This window comes from Pseudomonas sp. PME37.24/006 (genome assembly GCF_055556635.1).
The window spans coordinates 254,235-275,582 of the sequence record NZ_JBVHNL010000005.1 but is presented as its reverse complement, the minus strand read 5'-3'; the positions used below and the strand labels follow the sequence as shown (position 1 = coordinate 275,582).

The 21,348-nt window shown below is 59.1% G+C and carries 18 protein-coding genes and 1 tRNA gene; 7 read left to right on the top strand and 12 right to left on the bottom strand.

Translation table 11 applies throughout. The annotated features are described in order from the left end of the window. From ACZ3GY_RS22210 to ACZ3GY_RS22165, 10 genes are all read right to left on the bottom strand, one after another. Positions 1–214 (bottom strand): hypothetical protein (locus ACZ3GY_RS22210; protein ID WP_465912004.1); only part of this gene is annotated, 214 nt, incomplete at its 3' end. Between the two features lie 246 nt (positions 215–460). Beyond that, complete coding sequence (locus ACZ3GY_RS22205; protein WP_465912003.1) at positions 461–1,246, bottom strand: HpcH/HpaI aldolase family protein; 786 nt, start codon at positions 1,244–1,246, stop codon at positions 461–463. Between the two features lie 9 nt (positions 1,247–1,255). Continuing rightward, positions 1,256–2,059, bottom strand: coding sequence for a carbon-nitrogen hydrolase family protein (locus ACZ3GY_RS22200; protein ID WP_463563186.1), 804 nt, complete (start codon positions 2,057–2,059; stop codon positions 1,256–1,258). A gap of 73 nt (positions 2,060–2,132) precedes the next feature. Next, the gene (locus ACZ3GY_RS22195) at positions 2,133–3,131 is read right to left on the bottom strand and encodes a TRAP transporter substrate-binding protein (protein ID WP_463563187.1); all 999 of its coding nucleotides are present in this window, start codon (positions 3,129–3,131) and stop codon (positions 2,133–2,135) included. 26 nt (positions 3,132–3,157) lie between these two features. Then, positions 3,158–4,441 (bottom strand): TRAP transporter large permease, encoded by a 1,284-nt coding sequence (locus ACZ3GY_RS22190; RefSeq protein WP_463570061.1) that lies wholly within the window; start codon positions 4,439–4,441, stop codon positions 3,158–3,160. Beyond that, entirely contained in the window at positions 4,441–4,980 is a 540-nt protein-coding gene (locus tag ACZ3GY_RS22185) for a TRAP transporter small permease (RefSeq protein ID WP_465912002.1), read from the bottom strand. The genes ACZ3GY_RS22190 and ACZ3GY_RS22185 overlap by 1 nt, the downstream gene beginning before the upstream one ends. A 536-nt stretch (positions 4,981–5,516) precedes the next feature. Further along, positions 5,517–6,797 carry a TRAP transporter large permease gene (locus ACZ3GY_RS22180; RefSeq protein ID WP_465912001.1) on the bottom strand — a complete coding sequence of 427 codons (1,281 nt, stop codon included), beginning with the start codon at positions 6,795–6,797 and terminating at the stop codon, positions 5,517–5,519. Beyond that, on the bottom strand, positions 6,798–7,406 hold the full coding sequence (locus tag ACZ3GY_RS22175; protein ID WP_465912000.1) for a TRAP transporter small permease subunit: 609 nt from the start codon (positions 7,404–7,406) through the stop codon (positions 6,798–6,800). A gap of 70 nt (positions 7,407–7,476) precedes the next feature. Then, the gene (locus tag ACZ3GY_RS22170; protein WP_465911999.1) at positions 7,477–8,532 is read right to left on the bottom strand and encodes a TRAP transporter substrate-binding protein; all 1,056 of its coding nucleotides are present in this window, start codon (positions 8,530–8,532) and stop codon (positions 7,477–7,479) included. Positions 8,533–8,664: 132 nt separating this feature from the next. After that, positions 8,665–9,336 (bottom strand): RraA family protein, encoded by a 672-nt coding sequence (locus ACZ3GY_RS22165; RefSeq protein WP_463563192.1) that lies wholly within the window; start codon positions 9,334–9,336, stop codon positions 8,665–8,667. A gap of 108 nt (positions 9,337–9,444) precedes the next feature. Between ACZ3GY_RS22165 and ACZ3GY_RS22160 the strand changes: the two genes are divergently transcribed. From ACZ3GY_RS22160 to ACZ3GY_RS22150, 3 genes are all read left to right on the top strand, one after another. Beyond that, on the top strand, positions 9,445–10,380 hold the full coding sequence (locus ACZ3GY_RS22160) for a LysR family transcriptional regulator (RefSeq protein WP_465911998.1): 936 nt from the start codon (positions 9,445–9,447) through the stop codon (positions 10,378–10,380). A gap of 345 nt (positions 10,381–10,725) precedes the next feature. Further along, positions 10,726–12,048 (top strand): ATP-binding protein, encoded by a 1,323-nt coding sequence (locus ACZ3GY_RS22155; protein WP_465911997.1) that lies wholly within the window; start codon positions 10,726–10,728, stop codon positions 12,046–12,048. Between the two features lies 1 nt (position 12,049). After that, positions 12,050–13,009: an O-methyltransferase gene (locus ACZ3GY_RS22150; protein ID WP_465911996.1), complete on the top strand. Its 960-nt coding sequence runs from the start codon at positions 12,050–12,052 to the stop codon at positions 13,007–13,009. Between the two features lie 48 nt (positions 13,010–13,057). Here the strand turns inward: ACZ3GY_RS22150 and ACZ3GY_RS22145 are convergent, their stop codons facing one another. Both ACZ3GY_RS22145 and ACZ3GY_RS22140 read right to left on the bottom strand, forming a co-directional pair. Further along, the gene (locus ACZ3GY_RS22145) at positions 13,058–14,185 is read right to left on the bottom strand and encodes a DNA cytosine methyltransferase (protein ID WP_465911995.1); all 1,128 of its coding nucleotides are present in this window, start codon (positions 14,183–14,185) and stop codon (positions 13,058–13,060) included. A 955-nt stretch (positions 14,186–15,140) separates the two neighbouring features. Next, a tRNA-Arg gene (locus ACZ3GY_RS22140) sits at positions 15,141–15,217 on the bottom strand. Between the two features lie 348 nt (positions 15,218–15,565). Between ACZ3GY_RS22140 and gabD the strand changes: the two genes are divergently transcribed. The 4 genes from gabD (at position 15,566) to ACZ3GY_RS22120 (ending at position 21,166) form a co-directional block, all read left to right on the top strand. Further along, complete coding sequence (gabD, locus tag ACZ3GY_RS22135) at positions 15,566–17,014, top strand: NADP-dependent succinate-semialdehyde dehydrogenase (protein ID WP_465911994.1); 1,449 nt, start codon at positions 15,566–15,568, stop codon at positions 17,012–17,014. Between the two features lie 257 nt (positions 17,015–17,271). Beyond that, positions 17,272–18,552: a 4-aminobutyrate--2-oxoglutarate transaminase gene (gabT, locus tag ACZ3GY_RS22130; RefSeq protein WP_225836294.1), complete on the top strand. Its 1,281-nt coding sequence runs from the start codon at positions 17,272–17,274 to the stop codon at positions 18,550–18,552. Between the two features lie 129 nt (positions 18,553–18,681). After that, on the top strand, positions 18,682–19,896 hold the full coding sequence (locus tag ACZ3GY_RS22125; protein ID WP_225836292.1) for an HDOD domain-containing protein: 1,215 nt from the start codon (positions 18,682–18,684) through the stop codon (positions 19,894–19,896). 193 nt (positions 19,897–20,089) lie between these two features. Then, positions 20,090–21,166 (top strand): FAD-dependent oxidoreductase, encoded by a 1,077-nt coding sequence (locus tag ACZ3GY_RS22120; protein WP_465911993.1) that lies wholly within the window; start codon positions 20,090–20,092, stop codon positions 21,164–21,166. The last annotated feature ends 182 nt before the right edge of the window (positions 21,167–21,348 follow it).

The following is a 21,348-nucleotide window of genomic DNA, read 5'->3' as shown; positions in this document are numbered from 1 at the left end:
AAGACCGCTGCAGCAGGTCGAGCGTAGGAGTCGGCGAGCCACGGGCACGAGCTTCGCCGGCAAGCCGGCTCCTACAAAGGTCGTCCTGCGCGTGAGGGGCTTTGGTTTTGATGGGCCTTCCCGGGGTGTCGCTGCGCTCGACCCAGGCTACGGGGCAGCGGTACGTGCTGAGCATTGCGGTGAGCTTGTGGTGGAAGGATGGAGCGTCTTCCACCCTACGCATGTCCTGAAGTGCCTCTGTTGCCTGGGTTAGCCGACCTGAGGTTCACTGGTTCGCTCACATGCTTCTTGCCTACGCACAACGAATGTATCGAGCAGCCTACAGGTCGCACGTAGGAGCCGGCTTGCCGGCGATGCTCTCTAGCCCGGCTCGCCAGCAATCTGGCTCTTCCAAAGATCCGCCTTACAGAAACAACGAAGCCCGCATATAGCGGGCTTCGTTGTTTGGCGCTTTACTCGGTTACTGCAACTGTTCTTTCACCGCAGCGATGCTGCGCCCGGCCTGGTTGAGCCAGGACAGGTCACTGCCCATCAACAGCATGTCGCTGCCCATCTCGAGCAGGCGTTTGGCGGTTTCGCCGTCGGCTGGGAAGCAGGGCACCATGACCTGGATCGAGCGGGCGTGGCACTTCTCGATCAGCAACTCCAGGCGTTGCAGCACTTCAGGGTTGCCCAGCCGATAGTCGACCGGCAATTGGCGCGACAGTGAGTAGTCGGCCGGGCCGAAGTGCACGGCGTCGATACCTTCGACGTCGAGTATCTCGTCGATGTTGTCGAAGAACTCGTAGCTCTCTGCCATCGGTACGATCACGCTGCGATCGTTCTCCGCCTGTGTATAACTGCCCCAATCGAAGTTCGGCCCTGCGTAGTTGGCCGAGCGTACCGAGCTGTCACCGCCACGGCGGCCCATAGGCGGGAACTTGCTGTAGCGGATGATGGTGCGCATCTGCTCGGCATTGTGCACCTGCGGAATGATCACCCCCGAAGCGCCCATTTCCAGCGCCTTGCGAATGTCCCACTCAAGGGTGCCGCGTACGCGCACCAGGCTATGGATGCCGGAGCACTTGGCCGCCAGGATGAGCTTTTCCATGTCGCGGTCGACACCCAGCGAGGTGTGCTCGGCATCGATGAATACGAAATCCAGGCCCCAGTTTCCCGCGACCTCGATGGCCATCGACGAAGTGCCGTAGATGTTCATGCCGTAGGTGTGCGAGCGGGCCATCAACTGTTTGAGCGTGCTGGTCATCAGGTCACCTCAGATGCGGTAGGTATCGGGCAGGCGATCGCGGAAAGGATGCACTTCGAACACGCCGGGTTCACGGATCAGCGACTTGTTGCGGGCCTTCTCCACGTCGATTTCGACGGTGAACACACCATCTTCCGCACCAGCACGTACCAGCGTCTTGCCGGACGGCTCGATGATGTGGCTCATGCCGATGAACTGCATGCCGCCGTCCATATCGTTACGATTCGGCGCCACGAAGTAGACGATGTTCTCGGCTGCGCGGACGGTGCTGAAGATGTCCGGCAGCATGCGCGCCTGCTCTGGCCAAGCGGCCGGCAGTACGACGATGTCGGCACCTTCCAGGGCCAGCGTGCGTACCACTTCCGGGAAGCGGATTTCATAACAGATGGCCATGCCGATACGACCGATCTTGGTATCGAAGACCGGTGGCGTCCACTCATCCGGGGTGTCGGTGAAGCGGTCACCGATCATGAACGGCAGGTGACGCTTGCGGTGCAGACCCACGATACCTTCGGGGCCAATCAGCGCTGCCGTGTTGAAGATGGCGTCCGGGCGACGCTCGTAGAAGCCGGCGATGATGTAGATGCCCGTCTCCGCACTTACGGCCAGCAACGGCGCCAGCGCTTCGATCTCGATAGCGCCACGCTCCAGATCTTCACGGCTGTCGAACGAGCCGCCGGTGAGCAGGCATTCTGGGAAGGCGATTAGGCGCGAGCCTTCTAGTGCCGTCTGGCGCGACAGCTCGGCGACTTTCTCGATGGTCTGGGTCGGGTTGCCGGGAACGGGGTGGATCTGCGCGACCGAAATTTTCATGGGTTTCCTCTATGACTGGCAGAGCGCGCCCGAGTGATCGGGCGCGCTTGTTCGTGCAGCGACGCTGCGGTGCTTATGGCTGGGCGACGTCCATGGCCTCGTAAACTTTCTTCACGAGCTCGGGGTTGATCTTGGCGGCGTACTTGTCGACGACCGGGCGGATCTTTTCCTGGATGCGGGCGATTTCTTCATCCGGCACGGCGTTGACCGTCATGCCCGACGCTTCCAGTTCGGCTATGGCCTTGCTGTCCGCCTCACGGGAGATCTGCCGTTGCTCGAGGCGCACTTCCATGGCCACTTCACTGAGCAGCTTCTTCTCGTCGTCGTTGAGCTTGTCCCAGAAGGTTTTGCCGATCAGGACGATCTGCGGGTTGTAGTTGTGATGGGTGAGGCTCAGGTACTTCTGCACCTCGTTGAACTTGGACGCGAGGATCAGCGCTGCCGGGTTCTCCTGACCGTCGACCGTGCCGGTCTCCAGTGCCGTGTGCACCTCGGTGAATGGCAGTGGCGTCGGGTTGGCGCCGAGGGCCGACCACACATCGAGGAACAGCGGCGATTGCTGCGCGCGGATCTTCAGACCGGCGATGTCTTCCAATTTCGCCACCGGGCGTTTGTTGTTGGTCAGGTTGCGCACCCCCAACTCCCAGAACGCCAGGCCGACTAGGTTCTGCTGCGGCAGTTGGTCGGTGAGCATCTTGCCAACTTCGCCATCTAGCATGGCGTCGACCTTGGCGGTGTCGGTGTACAGGAACGGGAAGTCGAGGATTCCGAAGTCGGTGATGTGGTTGAGCATCAACCCGGCATTCCAGGTCATCATCTCGATCACTCCGCCCTGGAGCGACGACAGTACCTGCACGTCGCCACCCAGCACGCCGTTGGGGAAGGTGCGTACCTTGATCTTGCCGCCACTGCGCTCGCTGACTTTCTTGGCGAACAGCTCCATGCCGATGGCCGGCGGAGTGCCTTTCGGGCTGGTTGCGGCGAATTTGATGGTGTGCGAGTTGTACTCGGCGGCGAAGCTCAGGCTGCTGGCTAGCAGCAGCGCAGCGAGTGCGGTCAATTTCATCTTCATGGTGCAATCCTTGTTGTTGGTTGTTGTTATTTGGCGAACCATTGCGCGGGAACGATGACCAGTTCGGGGAAGATCACCAGCAGGAACAGCACGATGACTTCGGCGATCAGGAACGGGAAAGTGCCCTTGAGCAGCGCTTCGTAGCGCATTCGCCCGATACCGCAGACGACGTTGAGCACCGTGCCCACGGGCGGGGTAATCAGGCCGATGGAGCAATTGATCATGAACAGCACGCCGAAATAGATCGGGTCGATGCCCGCTGCTGTCACCACCGGCACCAGGATCGGCGCGAGCAGCAGAATGGTGGGTGTCAGATCCATGACCATGGAGATCACCAGGATCAGCAGCATCAGCACCAGGATCAGCAGTTTCGGGTTGTCCATCACCGGTGTGATCAGATCGATGATCTGGCCGGGAATGTCGGCGATGGTGATCATCCACGCAGGGATCGATGCGGCAGCTACCAGGAACATCACCGCTGCGGTGGTCTTGCCGGCACGCAGCAGCAGCGCGTTGAGGTCCTTCAGATTCAGCTCGCGGTACACCAGTGCGGAAACCAGCAGCGCATAGACACTGGCGACGGCGCCCGCTTCGGTCGGCGTGACCACACCAAAGCGCAGGCCTACGACGATGATCACCGGCAGCATCAATGCCCAGATACTGTCGACGAAGGCTTTAGCGCGCTCCTTGCCGCTCGCTTTGGGGCTCAACTGCACGTCGTTGTCGCGGCGCGATACTAGCCACCAGGCCACGCACAAGGCCGACGCGATCAGCAGGCCCGGGAAGATGCCCGCCAAAAAAAGCTTGGTGATCGACAGCCCGGATGCCACGCCGAGTACGACGAAGCCGATGCTCGGCGGGATGATCGAACCGAGCACTGAAACTGAGGCGATCAGGCCACCGGAGCGGTTCTTGTTGTAGCCGGCGATGACCATCATCGGTAGCAACAGAGCGGTCAGCGAAGCTGCATCGGCGAGTGCCGAGCCGGACAGGCTGGACAGCAGCACGCCGGCGAAGATTGCTACGTAACCCAGGCCGCCACGCAGGTGACCAACCATGGCGATGGCCAGGTTGATGATGCGTTTGGATAGCCCGCCGCTGTTCATTACCTCACCGGCGATAATGAACAGCGGAATGGCCAGCAGAGGGAAGCTACCAGCGGAATTGATAATGTTCTGCGCGATGATCTGCCCATCGAATAGCCCCAGCAGCCACATCAGGGCAACACCACAGAGGATCAGGGCGTAGGCGATAGGGGCGCCGATAAGGATGGCGGCCATCAGCACGCCGACGAAAACGGTGAGGGCCATTACTTGAGTACCCCGGATTCGGTGGTGGAAATGACGTGTGCCTCTTCATCGGCGCGTTGAGGGCTGTAAGTGCCAGCAGGTTTTCTCAGGTTGTCGATCATCTGCAGGGTGATCAGCGCTGCGCTGAGTACCGAGAACACCAGGCCTGCGCCATAGAACAGCGCCATAGACACGCCGGTCGAGGGGGCACCGACATGCAGGTTGATCAGCGTCTGCTTCCAGCTGCCCTCCAGGAACAGCCAGGTGACGTAGAGCATCAGTAACTGGGTGAGCAGCAGCAGGTATTTGCCGACGGTCGGCGACACGCGACTGGTCACGATGTCGACGCCGATATGGCCGTTCTCATGGAGCATCAGCTGTGCCCCGGCGAAGACCAGCCAGACGAATGCCAGCCGCGAGATTTCCTCGCTGAAGAACAGTCCGGAGTTGAAGCCGTAGCGCAGGACGACGTTGAAGAAGATCAATAGGGTGATACATACCAGGCTGGAAACGATCAGCACTTTCAGCGCGGCGAAGTAGATAGTCAGAATATTTTTCACGGTGCTCTCTCCAGCGAATGGGCAGATGAGCGAAGTAAGGAAGTTGCTTGATCATTGTTTTCGGCACTCGTGAGAGTTGCCGATACGGCAGCGATGGCCGTGATGGAATAGGCGGGCATGTATCACCTTTTTGTTATTAGTCGTATGTTGTCATACGCGGTGATGGATTCTTTTCTGATTGCCCACGAGTGTCAACGGAACTGCCCGAAGAGTCGGATTCAATGTTTTTATTAGGCTGATAAAAACGGCAGACACTGATGCTTATTGCACTTGAATAGCGCACGCGCACCAATAAATAACGCGATTTATAGCGTTATTATCTTGCAAATATCAGCAGCTTATAAGTTGTCAGGCAGCCGCGCGTCGCCGCGTGTTGGGCGGGCTGTGGTGAATGCGCTGCGGCGGCCGGCAGGGTTTCTGATCGGCGCCGCCAAATGAGGTGGGTAATAGTGCAAATCCTTTTGCAGCGCGTTTTATCTGACGCGTTATTTTAAACTATCCAATTTTACCCATGCGCCGCGCACGTATTAATAGCGTTATGCGAATTGTGGAAGCCACAGTGCCAGTTGTGGAAATACGATCAATAGCGCGATAAGCAATAGCAGCACTAAGCAGAACGGCAGTACGCCATAGATGACGTCCATGAAGTTGCCCTTATTGCGAATGCTCTGTACCACGAACAGATTCATCCCGAATGGCGGTGTAATCTGGCCCATCTCACAAAGAATGATCAAAATTACGCCGAACCACAGTGGGTCGAAGCCCAGCGCGATGATTACCGGCACCACCAGCGGCGCGGTGGTGATCAGCATCGCCAGGGTATCCATGAAGCAGCCGAGGATGATGTAGAACAGGATGATCGCCAGCAGCGTGGCCATCGGTGACATATCCAGGTCGGTGACGAAGCTGACCAGCGTGGGCGTCAAGCCGATGGCCGACAGCACGAAGTTGAGGAAGAACGCCGCCAGCGTGATGAAGATGATCATTCCGCTGGTGCGCATGGTGGATTCGAACGCCTGGCCCAGGTTCTGCCAGGTGAAGGTACGGCGCCACAGGCCGAGGCCGAACGCTGCCAGCACGCCGAGTGCCGCCGACTCACTGGCGGTGGCGAAACCGCTGTAGATGGCGCCGACCACCAGCACGAAGATTGCCAGCGGCGGCAGCAGGTCGGGGATGCTCGCCAGGCGTTCGGCCCAGGTGGCGTGCTGCCGGGTGCCGCCGAGTTTCGGCCAGATCATGCAGGTGATCACGATCATCGCCACGAACATCACGCAGAGCAGCAGGCCGGGAATGGTCGCCGCCAGGTAGAGCTTGGGTACCGAGATGTTGGCGATCAACGCGAACAGGATCATGTTGATCGAAGGCGGAATCAGAATGCCCAGGGTGCCGCCCGCCGCGATGGAGCCGAGGAACAGCGGCGCCGGGTAGCCTTTGCGCTCCTGCTCCGGCAAGGCGATGGTCGAGATGGTCGCCGCCGTGGCCACGCTGGAGCCGCTGGTGGCGGAGAACAGCGCCGAGGCACCGATGTTCGAGTTCATCAGGCCGCCTGGCAGCCACGACAGCCACTTGTCGGCAGCGCTGTACATGCGCCCGGCCACGCCCGAGCAGACCAGCAGTTCACCCATCAGGATGTACAGCGGAATGGCCACCAGCAGGAATTCGGCACCGGTACTCCAGGCGATTTCGCCCATGGCGTTGCTCAGTGGCAGCGCCGAGAACAGCTCGGCCAGCGACATGCCCAGCAGGCCCACGCTGACCGCTGCGGCCACGCTCAGGCCGAGCAGGCCCAGCAGTACGACAAGCGTAAAAACCAACATCTAGCGGCCCTCCCGGGTGATGTCGTGAGGACGGGCGGAGTGCGATTCTTCTTCGATCTCCTCCTCGACGGAGTTGATGCCGATCAGTGCGTTGGCCGCCGCCCAGCGTTGCTGACGCAGCTGAATCACGCTGTTGTAGGCCAGCACCAGAATGGTCGTGGCGAAGAACAGGTACCCGGCGAACCACAGTGACTGGGGAATCCACTGCGGCACCTGCAGCGGCGTGGTGGAAATCGAGCGATAGGCGATGGAATCCCACAGCACCCCGCCGACATGGAACAGCAGCGTGCCGACGAACAGTGCCATGCCGGCCAGTGCCAGCAGATCGAGGCCGACCTTGGGCTTGAGCGACAGGCGCGAGTAGATGATGTCCACGCGCAGATGGGAACGTTTGAGCAGCGCGATGGGGAACGCCCAGGCGCTGACGATGGCCAGTACGTAACCGGCGATCTCGTCGGCGCCGCCCATGGAAAAGCCGAACAAGCGGCGCAGCAGCAGGTCGATGCTGATCATCAGGGCCGAGCCCATCAGGGCGATGCCGCCCACCCAGGCACTGAGTCTGGCGATGCGATTGATGAGCCGCAGGCTCGGGGTATCGGTATGTTGCATGAGCAGGTTTCTCCGCGAACGGTTGGAGGTCAGCGCGGCAGCGCTGCATCGGGCGAGGCCTTCGCTGTGCTCAGGGATCTTTCAGGCTGACGCCTATCGCCTTGCCCGCCGTGGAGTTCCACTGCTGCACGCAGTCGGTGCCGCAACGCTTTCCCCAGTCATTGGCGATGCGCAGTACCACGGCGCGCAGCTTGGCGCGCTCCTCGTCACTGGGCGCATTGGCCTGCATGTCGGCAGGGTGGTGAATCTGGCAGTCGGCTGCACCGGTGTTGCAGGCCAGCGCATAGCGGTTCTCCCTGGCGGTTTCCGTCCAAAGGGCATCCTCCAGCACCTGCGCCTGGGTGTGCAGCAGTTGCTGCACATGAGGGGAAAGCTGTTGCCAGCGCTGCAGGCCCATTGCGTAGAAGCCGATCGACCAGTCCACCGGCAGGTCGTAGACATGGCTCGCCACGTCGTACCACTTGGCGGCATTGCCCGAGCCCATGCCGGTTACCGCGCAGTCGATGACGCCGGTCTGCATGGCCGTGACCACCTCGGCGAAGGGCAGCGTGACCGGTGAGCCACCGAGTGCGCCGACCAGGTCGGCCATGTTGCGGCCTCGTACGCGAACCTTGCGGCCCTTGAGATCGTCCAGGCTATTCACGGCATCGCGGCAGAAGAACACCTGCGCGGTATAGGGCACGGTCGCCAGCAGCTTGACGCCGTGGCGTTCGGCCATGCGTGCCTCCAGCACCGGCTTGTAGGCATTGGCGATCTTGCGCGAGGTGTCGATGTCGGCCGCCATGCCGGGCAGGTCGATGCCCTCGAAGGCGGCATCGTCGCCCGCTACGAAAGCGAACACGCCCATGCCGATCTCGACCGCGCCGGAGCGCAGCACGCGAACCATCTCCGGCCCCTTGAGGCCGCTTTCCGACAGGCCCATCAGGCGTGCAGTGACCTTGCCGCCCGAGCTAGCGGGCAGGGTTTCATTCCAGAACGGGCGCTCGACGGCGCGAAAGGTGTAGTTGTGGCTACCGCCACCGACCACATTGAAATGGATGGACGACGCATCGTCCGCGAGCGCGCTGGCGCCGATCGAGCAGCCCAGCGCAGCCAGGATCACCCTGGGGAGCGAGTACAGTTTCATGGTAGTCCTGTTGTTCTTTTGGGGGAGCTACGGGGCAGAAACCTGATGAAAAGTGCAGCGGGTCAGTATTGGTATTGTCGTGGCGCCTGACCTTGCGCGCAGTGATGCCGGTCTATCGATGGAACTGCGGTATCAGCGTGCTTTGCCGATGGCCGCGTCGATCAGCGGGCGTGAACCCACCACGTCGGGAAACTTCTCGCCCTGGGCCAAGCGCGCCAGCGTGTGCTTCTCGTTTTCCTGGAACTCGATGGCACGGCGGGCCAGGGCCAGTGCCTGGGCGGGTGGCAGAATGACGATGCCGTTCTCGTCGGCGATCACCGCATCACCCGGCCGAACTACGACGCCACCACATTGCACCGCGGTACAGAATTCGCCTTCCTCGCCCTTCACTCGCGTGGTGATGGCGCTGGCGCCCCAGGACCAGACCGGCACGCCGTGCTGGCGGATCTCACCCAGGTCGGTGACGTAACCGTCGATGACGATCCCGGCGATGCCCGCCTGCTTGGCGGCATAGGCCATGGCGCCGCCCATGGCAGCGGTCACGCTCTCGCCGCAGCGGTCGACCACCAGAAAATCACCAGGCCTCGCGCACCCCATCGCGTAATGTAAGATCCCGCCGTCGGCGCCGGGCATCTTCACCGTGACGGCCGTGCCCACGGTGCGCAGATTTTCGAAATGCGCCCGTATTTGTGGGCTCAATATGCCGGTGGTAATGAAGTGCCCGATAGTCGCGGGCTCGGCGCGCAAAAGAACGGAAAGTTCTTCTGGATCAATCGCTTCAGGAAGTGCTTCGATAATATACATGCGCTATTTAATTATTCGTTTTGGGCAAGAAAGTTAGCCCGATCCTAGCAAGCATGTTTTTCTGGCGATAATAAAAATCAGCGAACAGAGAAGGGGAAGATTTTTATCATGCGTATTACCCTGATGCAGATCGAGGCCTTCTACTGGACTGCCCGATTGGGCGGTGTACATGCTGCATCACGCCATCTTCACCTCACCCAGCCGGCCATTTCCTCGCGGATTCGGGAGATGGAATCGCTGCTCAGCGTCAAGCTGTTCGACCGCAGCAAACAGCGCATGACCCTCACCGCCGATGGCCATATCGCCCTGCGCCACGCTGAGCTGGCGCTCAACAACAGCGTGAAACTCGAGCAGTTCGCCGCCAAGCAGAAGCAGCACCGCAGGCTGCGTCTGGGCGCCGATGAATGCTCGGCGATGGTCGGCCTGACCGCCGTGATCGCCGAGATCAAGGCGCACTTTCCCGAGATCACCCTGGAAATCACCATCGACGTCGGCGCCGTGCTCAACCGCAAACTCAACGACCACGAGCTCGACCTGGCGCTGCTCACCAATCCCGCCACCCGTGAGGATGTCACCGACATCTTCATCGGCTGGATGACCTTCCAGTGGGTCGCCGCTCCGCAACTGGGCATCGACGCCGACCCCTTTCTGCCGGAACACGCCGCTGGCCACCCCATCGTCAGCCACTCCGCTCCCTCGACCCTGTACTCGGTGGTCGAGAACTGGCTGAAGGGCGGCAACGCACCGTCGGAAGCCTTTCACTCCAGCAACTCCCTGAGCTTCATGGCCAAACTGGTCTCCGCCGGCCACGCCATCGGCATTCTGCCCGTACCGCTGATCCGCGAAATGCTGGCCCTCAACCTGCTGAAAACCCTGCCCTGCGACCCACCGATTCCCCCGGCGCGCTTCTGCCTCTCCTACATGACGGAAATGCCCGATATGCAGATCGATGCGCTGGTCGCGATTACTCGGGAGACGTTATTGCGGCAGAAGTTTTTGGTGGGGGCGGAGGTTATGGATGCTGATGAGTTGGCGGTGTTTTGAAGTTTGCTGAGTAGGTGCAGTCGTCGTGCCAGCCGAGCGCTAGGCGGGATTCGAACCAGCTCTCAAGCTGCCTAATTTGCAGGGGGGAGGCAGGTTTTTAGGTGGGAGATACATGGAGGGATACAAGGAATGCTGGCTAGGCCTTTCGGTTTAATAGCAATAGGTGTGGAATTAGTCCGTGTGCGCCTCTGGCAACGAGGCGGTCTTTGTGGCTTATTAATGACTGCAAGGATCTTAGGTCTGAGCGAAAGGTAGGGCCAGCAGTGCTCTGATGGGAGCTCGGCAGGTCTCTTATTGGTAGATCAGTTGTACAGCTAACTAAATTGATACTAGGGAAATGATCGCATGGAAGTATCAGCAACAGCCCGCGCCTCCAAACCATTCTTCGCCAGCATGATCACAAGGGATATCTCTCTAACAGACTGTATCCTTGATCTCATAGATAACTCTGTTGACGCAATCGAGAACCACCGGCAGCGGAATGGAATGCCCGCACCTCAAGGTCTCAAATATTTAGGGTATAAAGTTAAAGTGTCTTTCTCTAAAGACTCTTTTTCTATATCTGATGAATCTGGAGGTATCTCAATATTTAGCGCTAAGGAATACGCTTTCCGTTTCGGCAGGGATGATGACACTATAAGGCACGAAGAGGATGCTAATACTATTGGTTATTATGGTATTGGGATGAAGCGCGCATTTTTCAAGTTGGGGAACAAGATACTTTTAAAGTCTTCTACTGGGGAAGAGTCTTTCGTTCTAGATCTCGATGTCTCGGAGTGGTTGAAAATTAAAGGTCCTGATTGGACTTTCACTCTAACTGATGTGGTCACTGAAGGTACGGATGTACCTGTGGGTACTAGCCTAGATATTAAGGAGCTTCATGCCAATATCTCACGTCAGTTTGAATCTCCCACCTTTGAGTCTGGGTTTAGGAAGGTGCTAGAGCGCGATTATGCTTTTATATTAAGTCATGGGCTTGAGGTAGAGGTCAACGGACAAGCAGTCCCAGCTAAGCTGCCGGTCTTGAAGTCCAGCGAACAGCTAGTACCTTACCGAGATGAGTTTAGCGTTGACGGTGTTTTGGTGAGAATTACTGCTGGACTCGGTGAGAATCCGGTAGACGACTCTTCAGCTGAGGGGCGATATCCCAATATTGACTTTTATGGTTGGTATGTCGTTTGTAATGACAGAGTTGTTATTGCTGGTGATAAAGGCTCTTTAACGGGCTGGGGTACGCAAAAGGTACCAACGTGGCACCCACAATATTATGGTTTTGTTGGTATTGTTGAATTTGTCGGCAGTTCAGGAGAGCTGCCTTGGATAACTACCAAGCGAGGTGTGGATGTTACACATCCTGCCTACGTTAAAGCTCTTACAATTATGAGGAATATCACAAAAACATTCACCTCATATACAAATAAGCGTAAGAAAAATATATCTGCAGCTAAAAAGGTTGAGCGAGTTGCGGAGCCGATGAAACTGGCAGAGGTCTCGGTAAGTCGCCAGTTGATTCTTCCTGAGCTTATCGGAGAAGAACTAGTTAAAATCGATTTCAAGAAGCCTAGGAATGAAGTAGAAGCTTTAGGTCGGGCACTTAATCTTTCAGGTGCTTCTCCTTCAGAAGTAGGCCAAAGGGCTTTCGAATACGTGATGGATCGCGAGGTGTAAAGTGGCTGGATCTTTCGGAAAGATTAATTACTCCCTGCGACCTAATAAGTCGGCGGAGAGGAAAATTTTGATGGATTCTCTGAGCTGTCTTTCTGAAGCTTTTAATTTTGCTGATTATCGATATATCGGGTTTGGCTCACTGTGGTTTGTCGATTTCGTGCTCCTTCATAGGCATGTCGGAGTCACTGATATGCACTCCATTGAAAGTGAGATGCACTTCGAAAATAGAGTCAGATTTAATAAGCCCCTAGGCTGTATCAATGTACATATGGGGTTGTCCGAAGATGTACTTCCGAAATTAGTTAGTGGAGACAGGCGTACCATTCTTTGGTTGGACTATGACGGGATTCTTGAAAGCGCTCTCAAGGGCGGTGATATTGAGCGCGTGGTTAGCGATGTTCCGAGCGGGTCGCTTTTGTTGGTGACGGTTAATGCAGATAATCTCCAGCTAAAAGACAAGAAATTTAATGGAGAAGAGCTTGCTCCGTCAGAATATTTAGAAAGCTTTTGTGAAGAATACCTGCCGGCAGACTTTGATGTTAAGTTGACAAAAAATCAATTTCCCAAGCTTGTGGGTGAAGTGATTTTGAACGCTATGAAAGCTACGGCTCTAGATAGCCGTAATGATGTTCGCTTTTACCCACTTTGGAATATCTGCTATGCGGATGGTGTGAAAATGGTTACAGCAGGAGGGATACTTCTTGATGCTGAAGATTTTCAAAATTTTGAACAGTTAAATATAGCTCAGAAAAACCCTTTCATGTCGCTAGATTCGAGCCAGAAAGATCTAGATCTCCCGATACTGACATTGAAAGAGAAAATGCATTTAGATAGCAAAATGCCAAGCCCTCAGGGCCTGAGGTCAAAAGATCTTGATTTTAATATGACACAGAAAGACTTGGATACCTACCAATCACTTTACAAGTATTTTCCGCTTTATGGTGAGCTGAACGTTTTCTGAAGGCCGCTTAGGCCAGATTAGTCTAGCCTAAGCTCTTTATTCTTGAAATTATAATCTTTTTTGGGTAGTAATGGATTTGAAGAGCCGCAACAGAATTTCTTCTGCAACGATAGGACTAACACTGTTTCCGATTTGCCTAAATGACTGCCATTTAGTATTTGTAAACTGAAACCAGTCGGGAAAGCCTTGGAGCCGCGCGGCCTCCCTAGGGTTGATAACCCTTGACTGGGATGGATGTATAGGTCGCACTGCTTGAAAACTGCCTTTGTCCGACCCAGTGCCTGCCCGGAGCGTAGGGCAAAAACCTTCATAGTCTAATCTAGGGCACTTCGAGATCGGATCACTTTTGCCTGGCTGTACACCACCAAAGCGCTCAATGGTCGAGGGTGTATGGCGCGTTGGAAGAAAACCTGAAACTAGGTTGTCATTAGCTAGCGCTCTAATGGATGCGGCGTGACCAACGTTTTTAGGTACAGCACCATTTAATTTCAAGGAAAATGCTGTTCTATCTTGTTGTTTGATCGGTAGGATGCCGTCATCTGTTTCCCAAAAATCTCCTAATTCTGGTAGGCCGGAAAGTGCTTGCCGGACAGTCGTTTTGGGTGTGTCTGCAGCAGCCTTGAACATGGATTCATCTAGAGTGCTGCAGCGCTTAGGATCATAGCCAATAAAGAAAACCCTAGTACGTGTAGTTGGTGATCCATAGTCACTTGCTTTAACTAGAAACGGTGGAAGCTGTACATAGTTCCTAGGAACTTGTGCTAGAGCAGATGTCCTAAGTTCCTCATTGCGCTCAGCAAGTATACCCGGAACGTTCTCTGCAAGATAAAAGGCGGGCTTGATTTTTCTTACCAAGGAAAAGAATTTTGAAAATAAGTTGTTTCTCGGGTCGTCAGCGTCTCGCTTTCCTATAGTGCTAAATCCTTGGCATGGGGGGCCGCCAATTATGCCGTGTATGTCTTCTCTCTCAATGCCGCAAAGTGAAATAAGAGTTTTATCACTCATTTCCTTAATGTCAGCCTGGATATGAGTTGTATTCGGGAAGTTCAGGGAGTGTGCTGCATATGCGTATCTATCGATTTCAACAGCTGCAGCAACGTTGAAGCCGGCGCGAGCAGCGCCAAGGCTCAGCCCGCCCACTCCAGCAAATAGGTCAATCACATTCAGGTTAGGCATGAGGAAATCCAAATTCGACGTGGAGATTCTACCGGAGCTGTTCTGATTGTGCGATCGGTACCACGGGTTTTGTGGTCAGTAAAAAGGGATGGTTGCTGCTGGAATTTGCAGGCTTTTTCAAATGGCCTTAGTGAAGGGCGCGTCACTGGGTCGGCGGCTGACGAGGTGTGCAGGTCTGCAGAAAAAGCGACATGTTTAGCGGCCAGGTGTGGTGGGGACAATTGTGCGCGCCGGGTGGTGGAGTATGGTGCCGGACCGCCTCGACCGTCGAGCGGGTACGCGGCGCTCAGGCAAAAGAAAGCCGCCCTCGGCAGCTTTGGTGGTGCGGTATGGCGCATGCCAGGCTAGCCCGCTGCTGCAGCACTCAGCTGGGTGCCCAGCTATTTGCGGCGGCGGTTGATGCTGACAGGGCCATTCAACTCCGTTGGCAGCGTCTCGATGCTCAGCTTGCTGATGGACTCGAGTGCCTGCCATGCCTGGGAAAAGGGGACAGATTCATTTAGCTACCTACCGATACGGACGGATTGGCGATGTGGGCATTCGTCATGGATATAGCCCCTCGGTTTGAGGCGCTGCTACGAACTGGCGCCAAACGATTATGGTGGCAGCTGTACACGGGGTAGCGAACCGTGAATCAGGCTCCCGGCAATCCCGAGAAGCCCCGCGCACTGTCGTCATGACACGGCATTGCTGACAACAAAACGCTTGCTGTTGGATGCTTGGCGATCCGCCTATATATAGTTGAGCTGCCAAGCTTGGCCGCTAAATTGCGGCGCCGCGCCGACTATAGGCAAGCTCGATTTGTTAGTTGAAGCCTGCCTCGGCCATGAATGGGGCGTCAGGTTTGAGCGGCTGTAAGGAGAAGTGAGAACACCAGAAACGACAAAGCCCGCACTTTGCGGGCTTTTGCAGGTGTTCCCTGAGCATCCGTGTTGGATGAATGGAAACAGCGATCTGGCGCACCAGGCGGGATTCGAACCCACGACCCCTGCCTTCGGAGGGCAGTACTCTATCCAGCTGAGCTACTGGTGCGTTGCGGGGCGCAATCATACGCATGTCGCTGGCGTGCGTCCATGCTGCTGGCGGGCCTCGTTTGGTGGGTAGGAAAGGCGGGCTTGGGCTATAAAGAAGGGCTGTGCGAATGCCGGTGATCGGCTGGGCTGTTAATTTTCTCGAACGGCCTATTGCCCTTTAACCCTGCTGATCTTAGGATCTGTTTGATATTTCAAACGGTGCATGTGGTTACGCTGAACTCTGGGCGTTGCACGCCGTTCGAACGGCCAGGCAGTGGCTAATCTGTCGCTCCACCCCTACCTGGGTTCGCTCCCAGCTTCTTTCGTCATCTCCTGGCGCCGTGGTGCCAGGATAGAGGAGACCGCCATGCAACTGAAAGACGCTCAACTGTTCCGCCAGCAGGCTTTCGTCAACGGCGCCTGGGCTGATGCCGACAGCGGCCAGACCATCAAGGTGACCAACCCGGCCACGGGTGACATGATCGGCACTGTGCCGAAGATGGGCGCGGCCGAGACTCGCCGTGCCATCGAAGCGGCCGACAAGGCGCTGCCGGCCTGGCGTGCAATGACTGCCAAGGAGCGTTCCGCCAAGCTGCGCCGTTGGTATGAGCTGATGCTGGAGAACCAGGAAGACCTGGCTCGCCTGATGACCATCGAGCAGGGCAAGCCGCTGGCCGAGGCCAAGGGCGAAATCGCCTACGCGGCGTCCTTTATCGAGTGGTTCGCCGAAGAAGCCAAGCGCATCTATGGCGACACCATTCCGGGTCACCAGGCCGACAAGCGCCTGATTGTCATCAAGCAGCCGATCGGCGTTACCGCGGCCATCACGCCGTGGAACTTCCCGGCCGCGATGATCACCCGCAAGGCTGGCCCTGCGCTGGCTGCTGGTTGCACCATGGTGCTCAAGCCGGCTTCGCAGACGCCGTACTCCGCTCTGGCCCTGGCCGAGCTGGCTACCCGTGCCGGTATCCCGGCTGGCGTGTTCAGCGTGGTGACCGGTAGCGCTGGCGATATCGGCAGCGAGCTGACGGGCAACCCGATCGTGCGCAAGCTGTCGTTCACCGGCTCCACCGAAATCGGTCGCCAGCTGATGGCCGAGTGCGCCCAGGACATCAAGAAGGTGTCGCTGGAGCTGGGTGGCAACGCGCCCTTCATCGTGTTCGACGATGCTGACCTGGACAAGGCCATCGAAGGCGCGATCATCTCCAAGTACCGCAACAACGGTCAGACCTGCGTGTGCGCCAACCGCATCTACGTGCAGGACGGCGTCTACGATGCCTTCGCCGAGAAGCTCAAGGTCGCGGTCGAGAAGCTGAAGATCGGCAACGGTCTGGAAGAGGGCACCACCACCGGTCCGCTGATCGACGAGAAGGCCGTGGCCAAGGTCAAGGAGCACATCGAGGACGCCGTTTCCAAAGGCGCCAAGATCCTCTCCGGCGGCAAGACGCACGCCCTCGGCGGTACCTTCTTCGAGCCGACCATTCTGGCCGACGTACCGAAGAACGCGCTGGTCTCCAAGGATGAAACCTTCGGCCCGCTGGCGCCGCTGTTCCGCTTCAAGGACGAAGCCGAAGTGATCGCCATGGCCAACGACACCGAGTTCGGCCTGGCTTCCTACTTCTACGCCCGTGACCTGAGCCGCGTGTTCCGTGTGGCCGAGGCGCTGGAATACGGTATGGTCGGCATCAACACCGGCCTGATCTCCAACGAGGTGGCGCCGTTCGGCGGCATCAAGGCCTCGGGCCTGGGCCGTGAAGGCTCCAAGTACGGCATCGAGGATTATCTGGAAATCAAGTACCTCTGCCTGAGCATCTAGGTAGTCGCTACTGCGCTTCGGTGATGCTGCGTTGGCGGGGCCGGGAAAAATGCTCATTGGCAACAGCCAACTCCGCTTTTTCCCGACCCCGCCGCCTTGCCTGACCTTCGCTCGCTACGCTCCGATAGTGCGTGAAAGCAAAAATAGTCCCTGTGATCGGGGCGAGTGTTGCAGTCGATCATCGTATGCTGCGACGGCGCTGACCCGGTCATTTCATCCTTGAACCACACCGACGATGAGCGGTGAATGAGGAAGCCATGAGCAAGACCAACGAATCCCTGCTGCAACGCCGCCAAGCCGCTGTACCGCGTGGCGTCGGCCAGATCCACCCGATCGTCGCCGAGCGTGCTGAAAACGCCACCGTGTGGGACGTCGAAGGCCGTGAGTACATCGACTTCGCCGGCGGTATCGCCGTACTGAACACCGGCCACCTGCACCCGAAGGTGGTCGCCGCCGTTCAGGAACAGCTGACCAAGCTGACCCATACCTGCTTCCAGGTGCTGGCGTACGAGCCCTACATCGAGCTGTGCGAAGAAATCGCCAAGCGCGTACCGGGCGACTTCGCCAAGAAGACCCTGCTGGTCACCTCGGGCTCCGAAGCCGTCGAGAACGCCGTGAAGATCGCCCGTGCCGCTACCGGCCGTGCTGGTGTGATCGCCTTCACCGGCGCCTACCACGGCCGCACCATGATGACCCTGTCGCTGACCGGTAAGGTGGCGCCGTACTCCGCGGGCATGGGCCTTATGCCTGCCGGTGTGTACCGTGCCATTGCGCCGTGCGAGCTGCATGGCGTCAGCGAAGACGAGTCCATCGCCAGCATCGAGCGCATCTTCAAGAACGATGCCCAGCCTCAGGACATCGCCGCGATCATCATCGAGCCGGTGCAGGGCGAAGGGGGCTTCTACGTCAACTCGCCAGCCTTCATGCAGCGTCTGCGCGCTCTGTGCGACCAGCACGGCATCCTGCTGATCGCTGATGAAGTGCAGACCGGCGCTGGCCGTACCGGTACTTTCTTCGCCACCGAGCAACTGGGCGTCGTGCCGGATCTGACCACCTTCGCCAAATCCGTCGGCGGCGGCTTCCCGATCTCCGGCGTCAGCGGCAAGGCCGAGATCATGGACACCATCGCCCCCGGTGGCCTGGGCGGCACCTATGCCGGTAGCCCGATCGCCTGCGCCGCGGCCCTGGCCGTGCTGAAGGTGTTCGACGAAGAGAAGCTGCTGGATCGCTCCAACGCCGTGGGCGAGAAGCTCAAGGCCGGCCTGCGCGACATCGCCGCCAAGCACAAGGTGATCGGTGACGTACGTGGCCTGGGTTCGATGATCGCCATCGAGCTGTTCGAAGGCGGCGACCACAGCAAACCGGCTGCCGAGCTGACTGGCAAAATCGTCGCCAAGGCGCGCGACAAGGGCCTGATCCTGCTGTCGTGCGGCACCTACTACAACGTGGTGCGTTTCCTGATGCCGGTCACCATCCCGGACGCCCAGCTGGAAAAAGGCATCGCCATCGTTGCCGAGTGCTTCGACGAACTGGCGTAAGCCACGCCGTTGAAAAAGACCCGCTTCGGCGGGTCTTTTTTTGCCTGCGTTTTCCCTGTTGGGCTACGGCAGAGCGCTTGCTGACCTGTCTATACTGAGCCTCTTACACCTATGTGAAGAGGTTTGTAGATGTCTGCAGCGGCCACCGCCCCGGAAGTTCTCATCGCCGATACCGATCCGTGGACGGCCGATCTGCTCGAGCAACTGGTGCTCGACGTGCGCTGCGACGCCGTGGTGATCCGTGTCAGCGATGGCCAGGCGGCCATGGCACGCTGCAAGCGGCGTCTGCCGGAACTGGTGATCGCCGACAGCGAGCTGCCGGGTGTCGATGGTCTGGAGTTGCTGCGCCAGTTGCGCCGCCACCCGCGTACTCCGGCGCTGCCGTTCATTCTCATCAGCGGTCGCCTGGATGCCAACAGCGTGCGCGCCGCCAAGCCGCTGGCGCCCACCGCCTACCTGGCCAAACCCTTCAACGCCGAAGCACTGCGCCAGCGCCTGGCCGGGCTGTTGCTCAGCGAGGGCGAGGAGTTGCTGTGCCCGATTCGTCCGCTGCTGGTGAACCGCCTCGAGGATTACCTGGATGCCATGCGCGAAGAGGGGCAGGGCGCGCCGCTGCTGGCCTCGGTGCGTGACTCGGTCAGCCAGTACCTGAACAGCAGCGAGCCGAGCCTGCGTGAGCTGGAGCAGGTGTTCACCCGTGACCCGCAGATTACCGCCTGCCTGATCGCTGCGGCCAACAGTGCCGCTCACCACAACGGCTCACCCTGTCAGACCCTGGCCCAGGCCCTGCCGCGTCTGGGGGTGGCACGTACCCTGAATCTGGTGCTGGGGCTTTCCGTGCAGCGCAACGCACGGCTCAGTGACCCGCGCTTGGCCGAGCAGGGCGTGCGCACCTGGGCCGCCGCCCAGCGCAGTGCCGAGGTCGCTCATTGGCTGGCCTGCGAGCTGTCGCTGGACGCCGAGCTCTGCTACACCGCCGGCCTGCTGCACAACATCGGCGAGCTGGCGCTGCTGCGCTGCATGCAGGACTGGCAGGACGCCGGCGGCAGCCTCAGTGATGAGGAAATCGAGCAGGCCATCCGCCTGCGCGCCGCCAGCTTCGGCTCGGCGCTTCGTATCCGCTGGCGCCTGCCCTTCGGGCTGCGCGAGCTGGTGGCGGCTTATTACAGCCTCAACAGCGGGGTGTTCTCCCGCGAAGCGCTGGTGCTCAACCTCGCTGGGCAGGTGGTCGCTCTCGGTGCCTCGCAAAGCCCCAGCGAGCTGCGCGAGGCCCGCTGCGTGCGCCTGCTGCGCCTCGACCTCGGAGTGCTCGAGCGCCTGCCTGCTCAGGCGTCTGTGGCGTGATCTCGGCATAAATCACGCCGCAAAAATGTGTCGAAAGCCTGCCTCAAGCGTCTCTTCTCTTGCTCGAAACGACCTGCTGCCGCCATGCTCGGGGAACGCGGATCATTCCGCGCGTGTTTCGGTCAAAGCTCGTTCTGCTTTCCGCTGGGCGGCCCGCGCCGCTCTGCTCAGGCTCACAAGGATATCGGTGTAGATGACTGACTACGATCTGTTGCTGGTAGGCGCAGGCCCGGCCCATCTCGGGGTTCTGCGGCGCTGGGCGCTGATCGAGCGGCCGGCGGGTCGCATCGGCCTGGTGGCCAGCGCCGAGCACACCTGGCATGCCGGTATGTTGCCCGGTTTGGTGGCGGGGCGTTATGGCGCCGGAGACTGCCAGATCGAGCTGACCGCGTTGTGCCAGGCCGCCCAGGTCGAGCTGATCGTCGCGCCGGTGACGACGCTGGATGCCGCCACGCGGCAATTGAGCCTGGGCGATGGTCGCGTGCTGCAGAGCAACTGGCTGTCGCTGAATACCGGCGACCGGGTCGCCTGTCCGCCCCGCGAGGGCGACGCGATGGACGTGCTGGCGGTCAAGCCGGTGGACAGCTTCATCGCCGGCTGGCAGGCCTGGCAGCGTGATCCCCAGCCGTTGGCGATTCTCGGTGGCGGCGTGGCGGGCGTGGAAATGGCCCTGGCGCTGGCCGATCAGGTACCGCAGCTGGCGCTGTTCTGTGGCGAACCGCTGCTGGCCGGCCACTGTGCCGGTTTGCGGATGCGCGCCTGGGGCCATCTGCGCATGCGCCGGGTGCAGGTGCGCGAGCATTGCCCGATCAGCCGCATCGACGGCGATTGCCTGATCAGTGGCGACGCGGCGGTGTGGCGCGGCGGCCGGCTGCTGCTGGCCAGTGGCGCCCAGGCGTTCCCATGGATCGCCGACAGCGGCCTGAGCTGCGATGGCGATGGCTTCGTGCACACCGCGCCGACTCTGCAGAGCCATTCCCACCCGCAGATATTCGCCGTGGGCGATTGCGCCAACCTGCCTGGCGTGCGCAAGAGCGGCCTGTATTCCATGCGCCAGGTGCCGGTGCTGGCCGCCAACCTGAGCGCCGCGCTGCGTGGCGGGCCGCTGCGTGACCTCAAAACCAGCGGCCAGCGCCCGCTGTTGCTGGCCAGTGGTGATGGCGGCGCCTTGTTCGGCTGGCGCCAGTGGAGCGCCGGCGGGCAGTTCTACGGGCGCTGCAAGGACTACTTCGACCGCGCCTTCGTCAAACGCCACAGCCTCAAGCGCTGACCTGCATTCCCCCAAGCGGCCGACCCTCTGCTACCAAAGTGCCATAGCCCGGCGCATGATGAGGTGGTCAACTCGGTTGGGCGGCTGCCGCGCCTCTACAGATACGCCCCGCGCTGCCGATGAGCTTAAACAAGGCTCGGCCCTTGCCGGCGCGCCCGCTGCGCCCGACATCCCGGCACTAT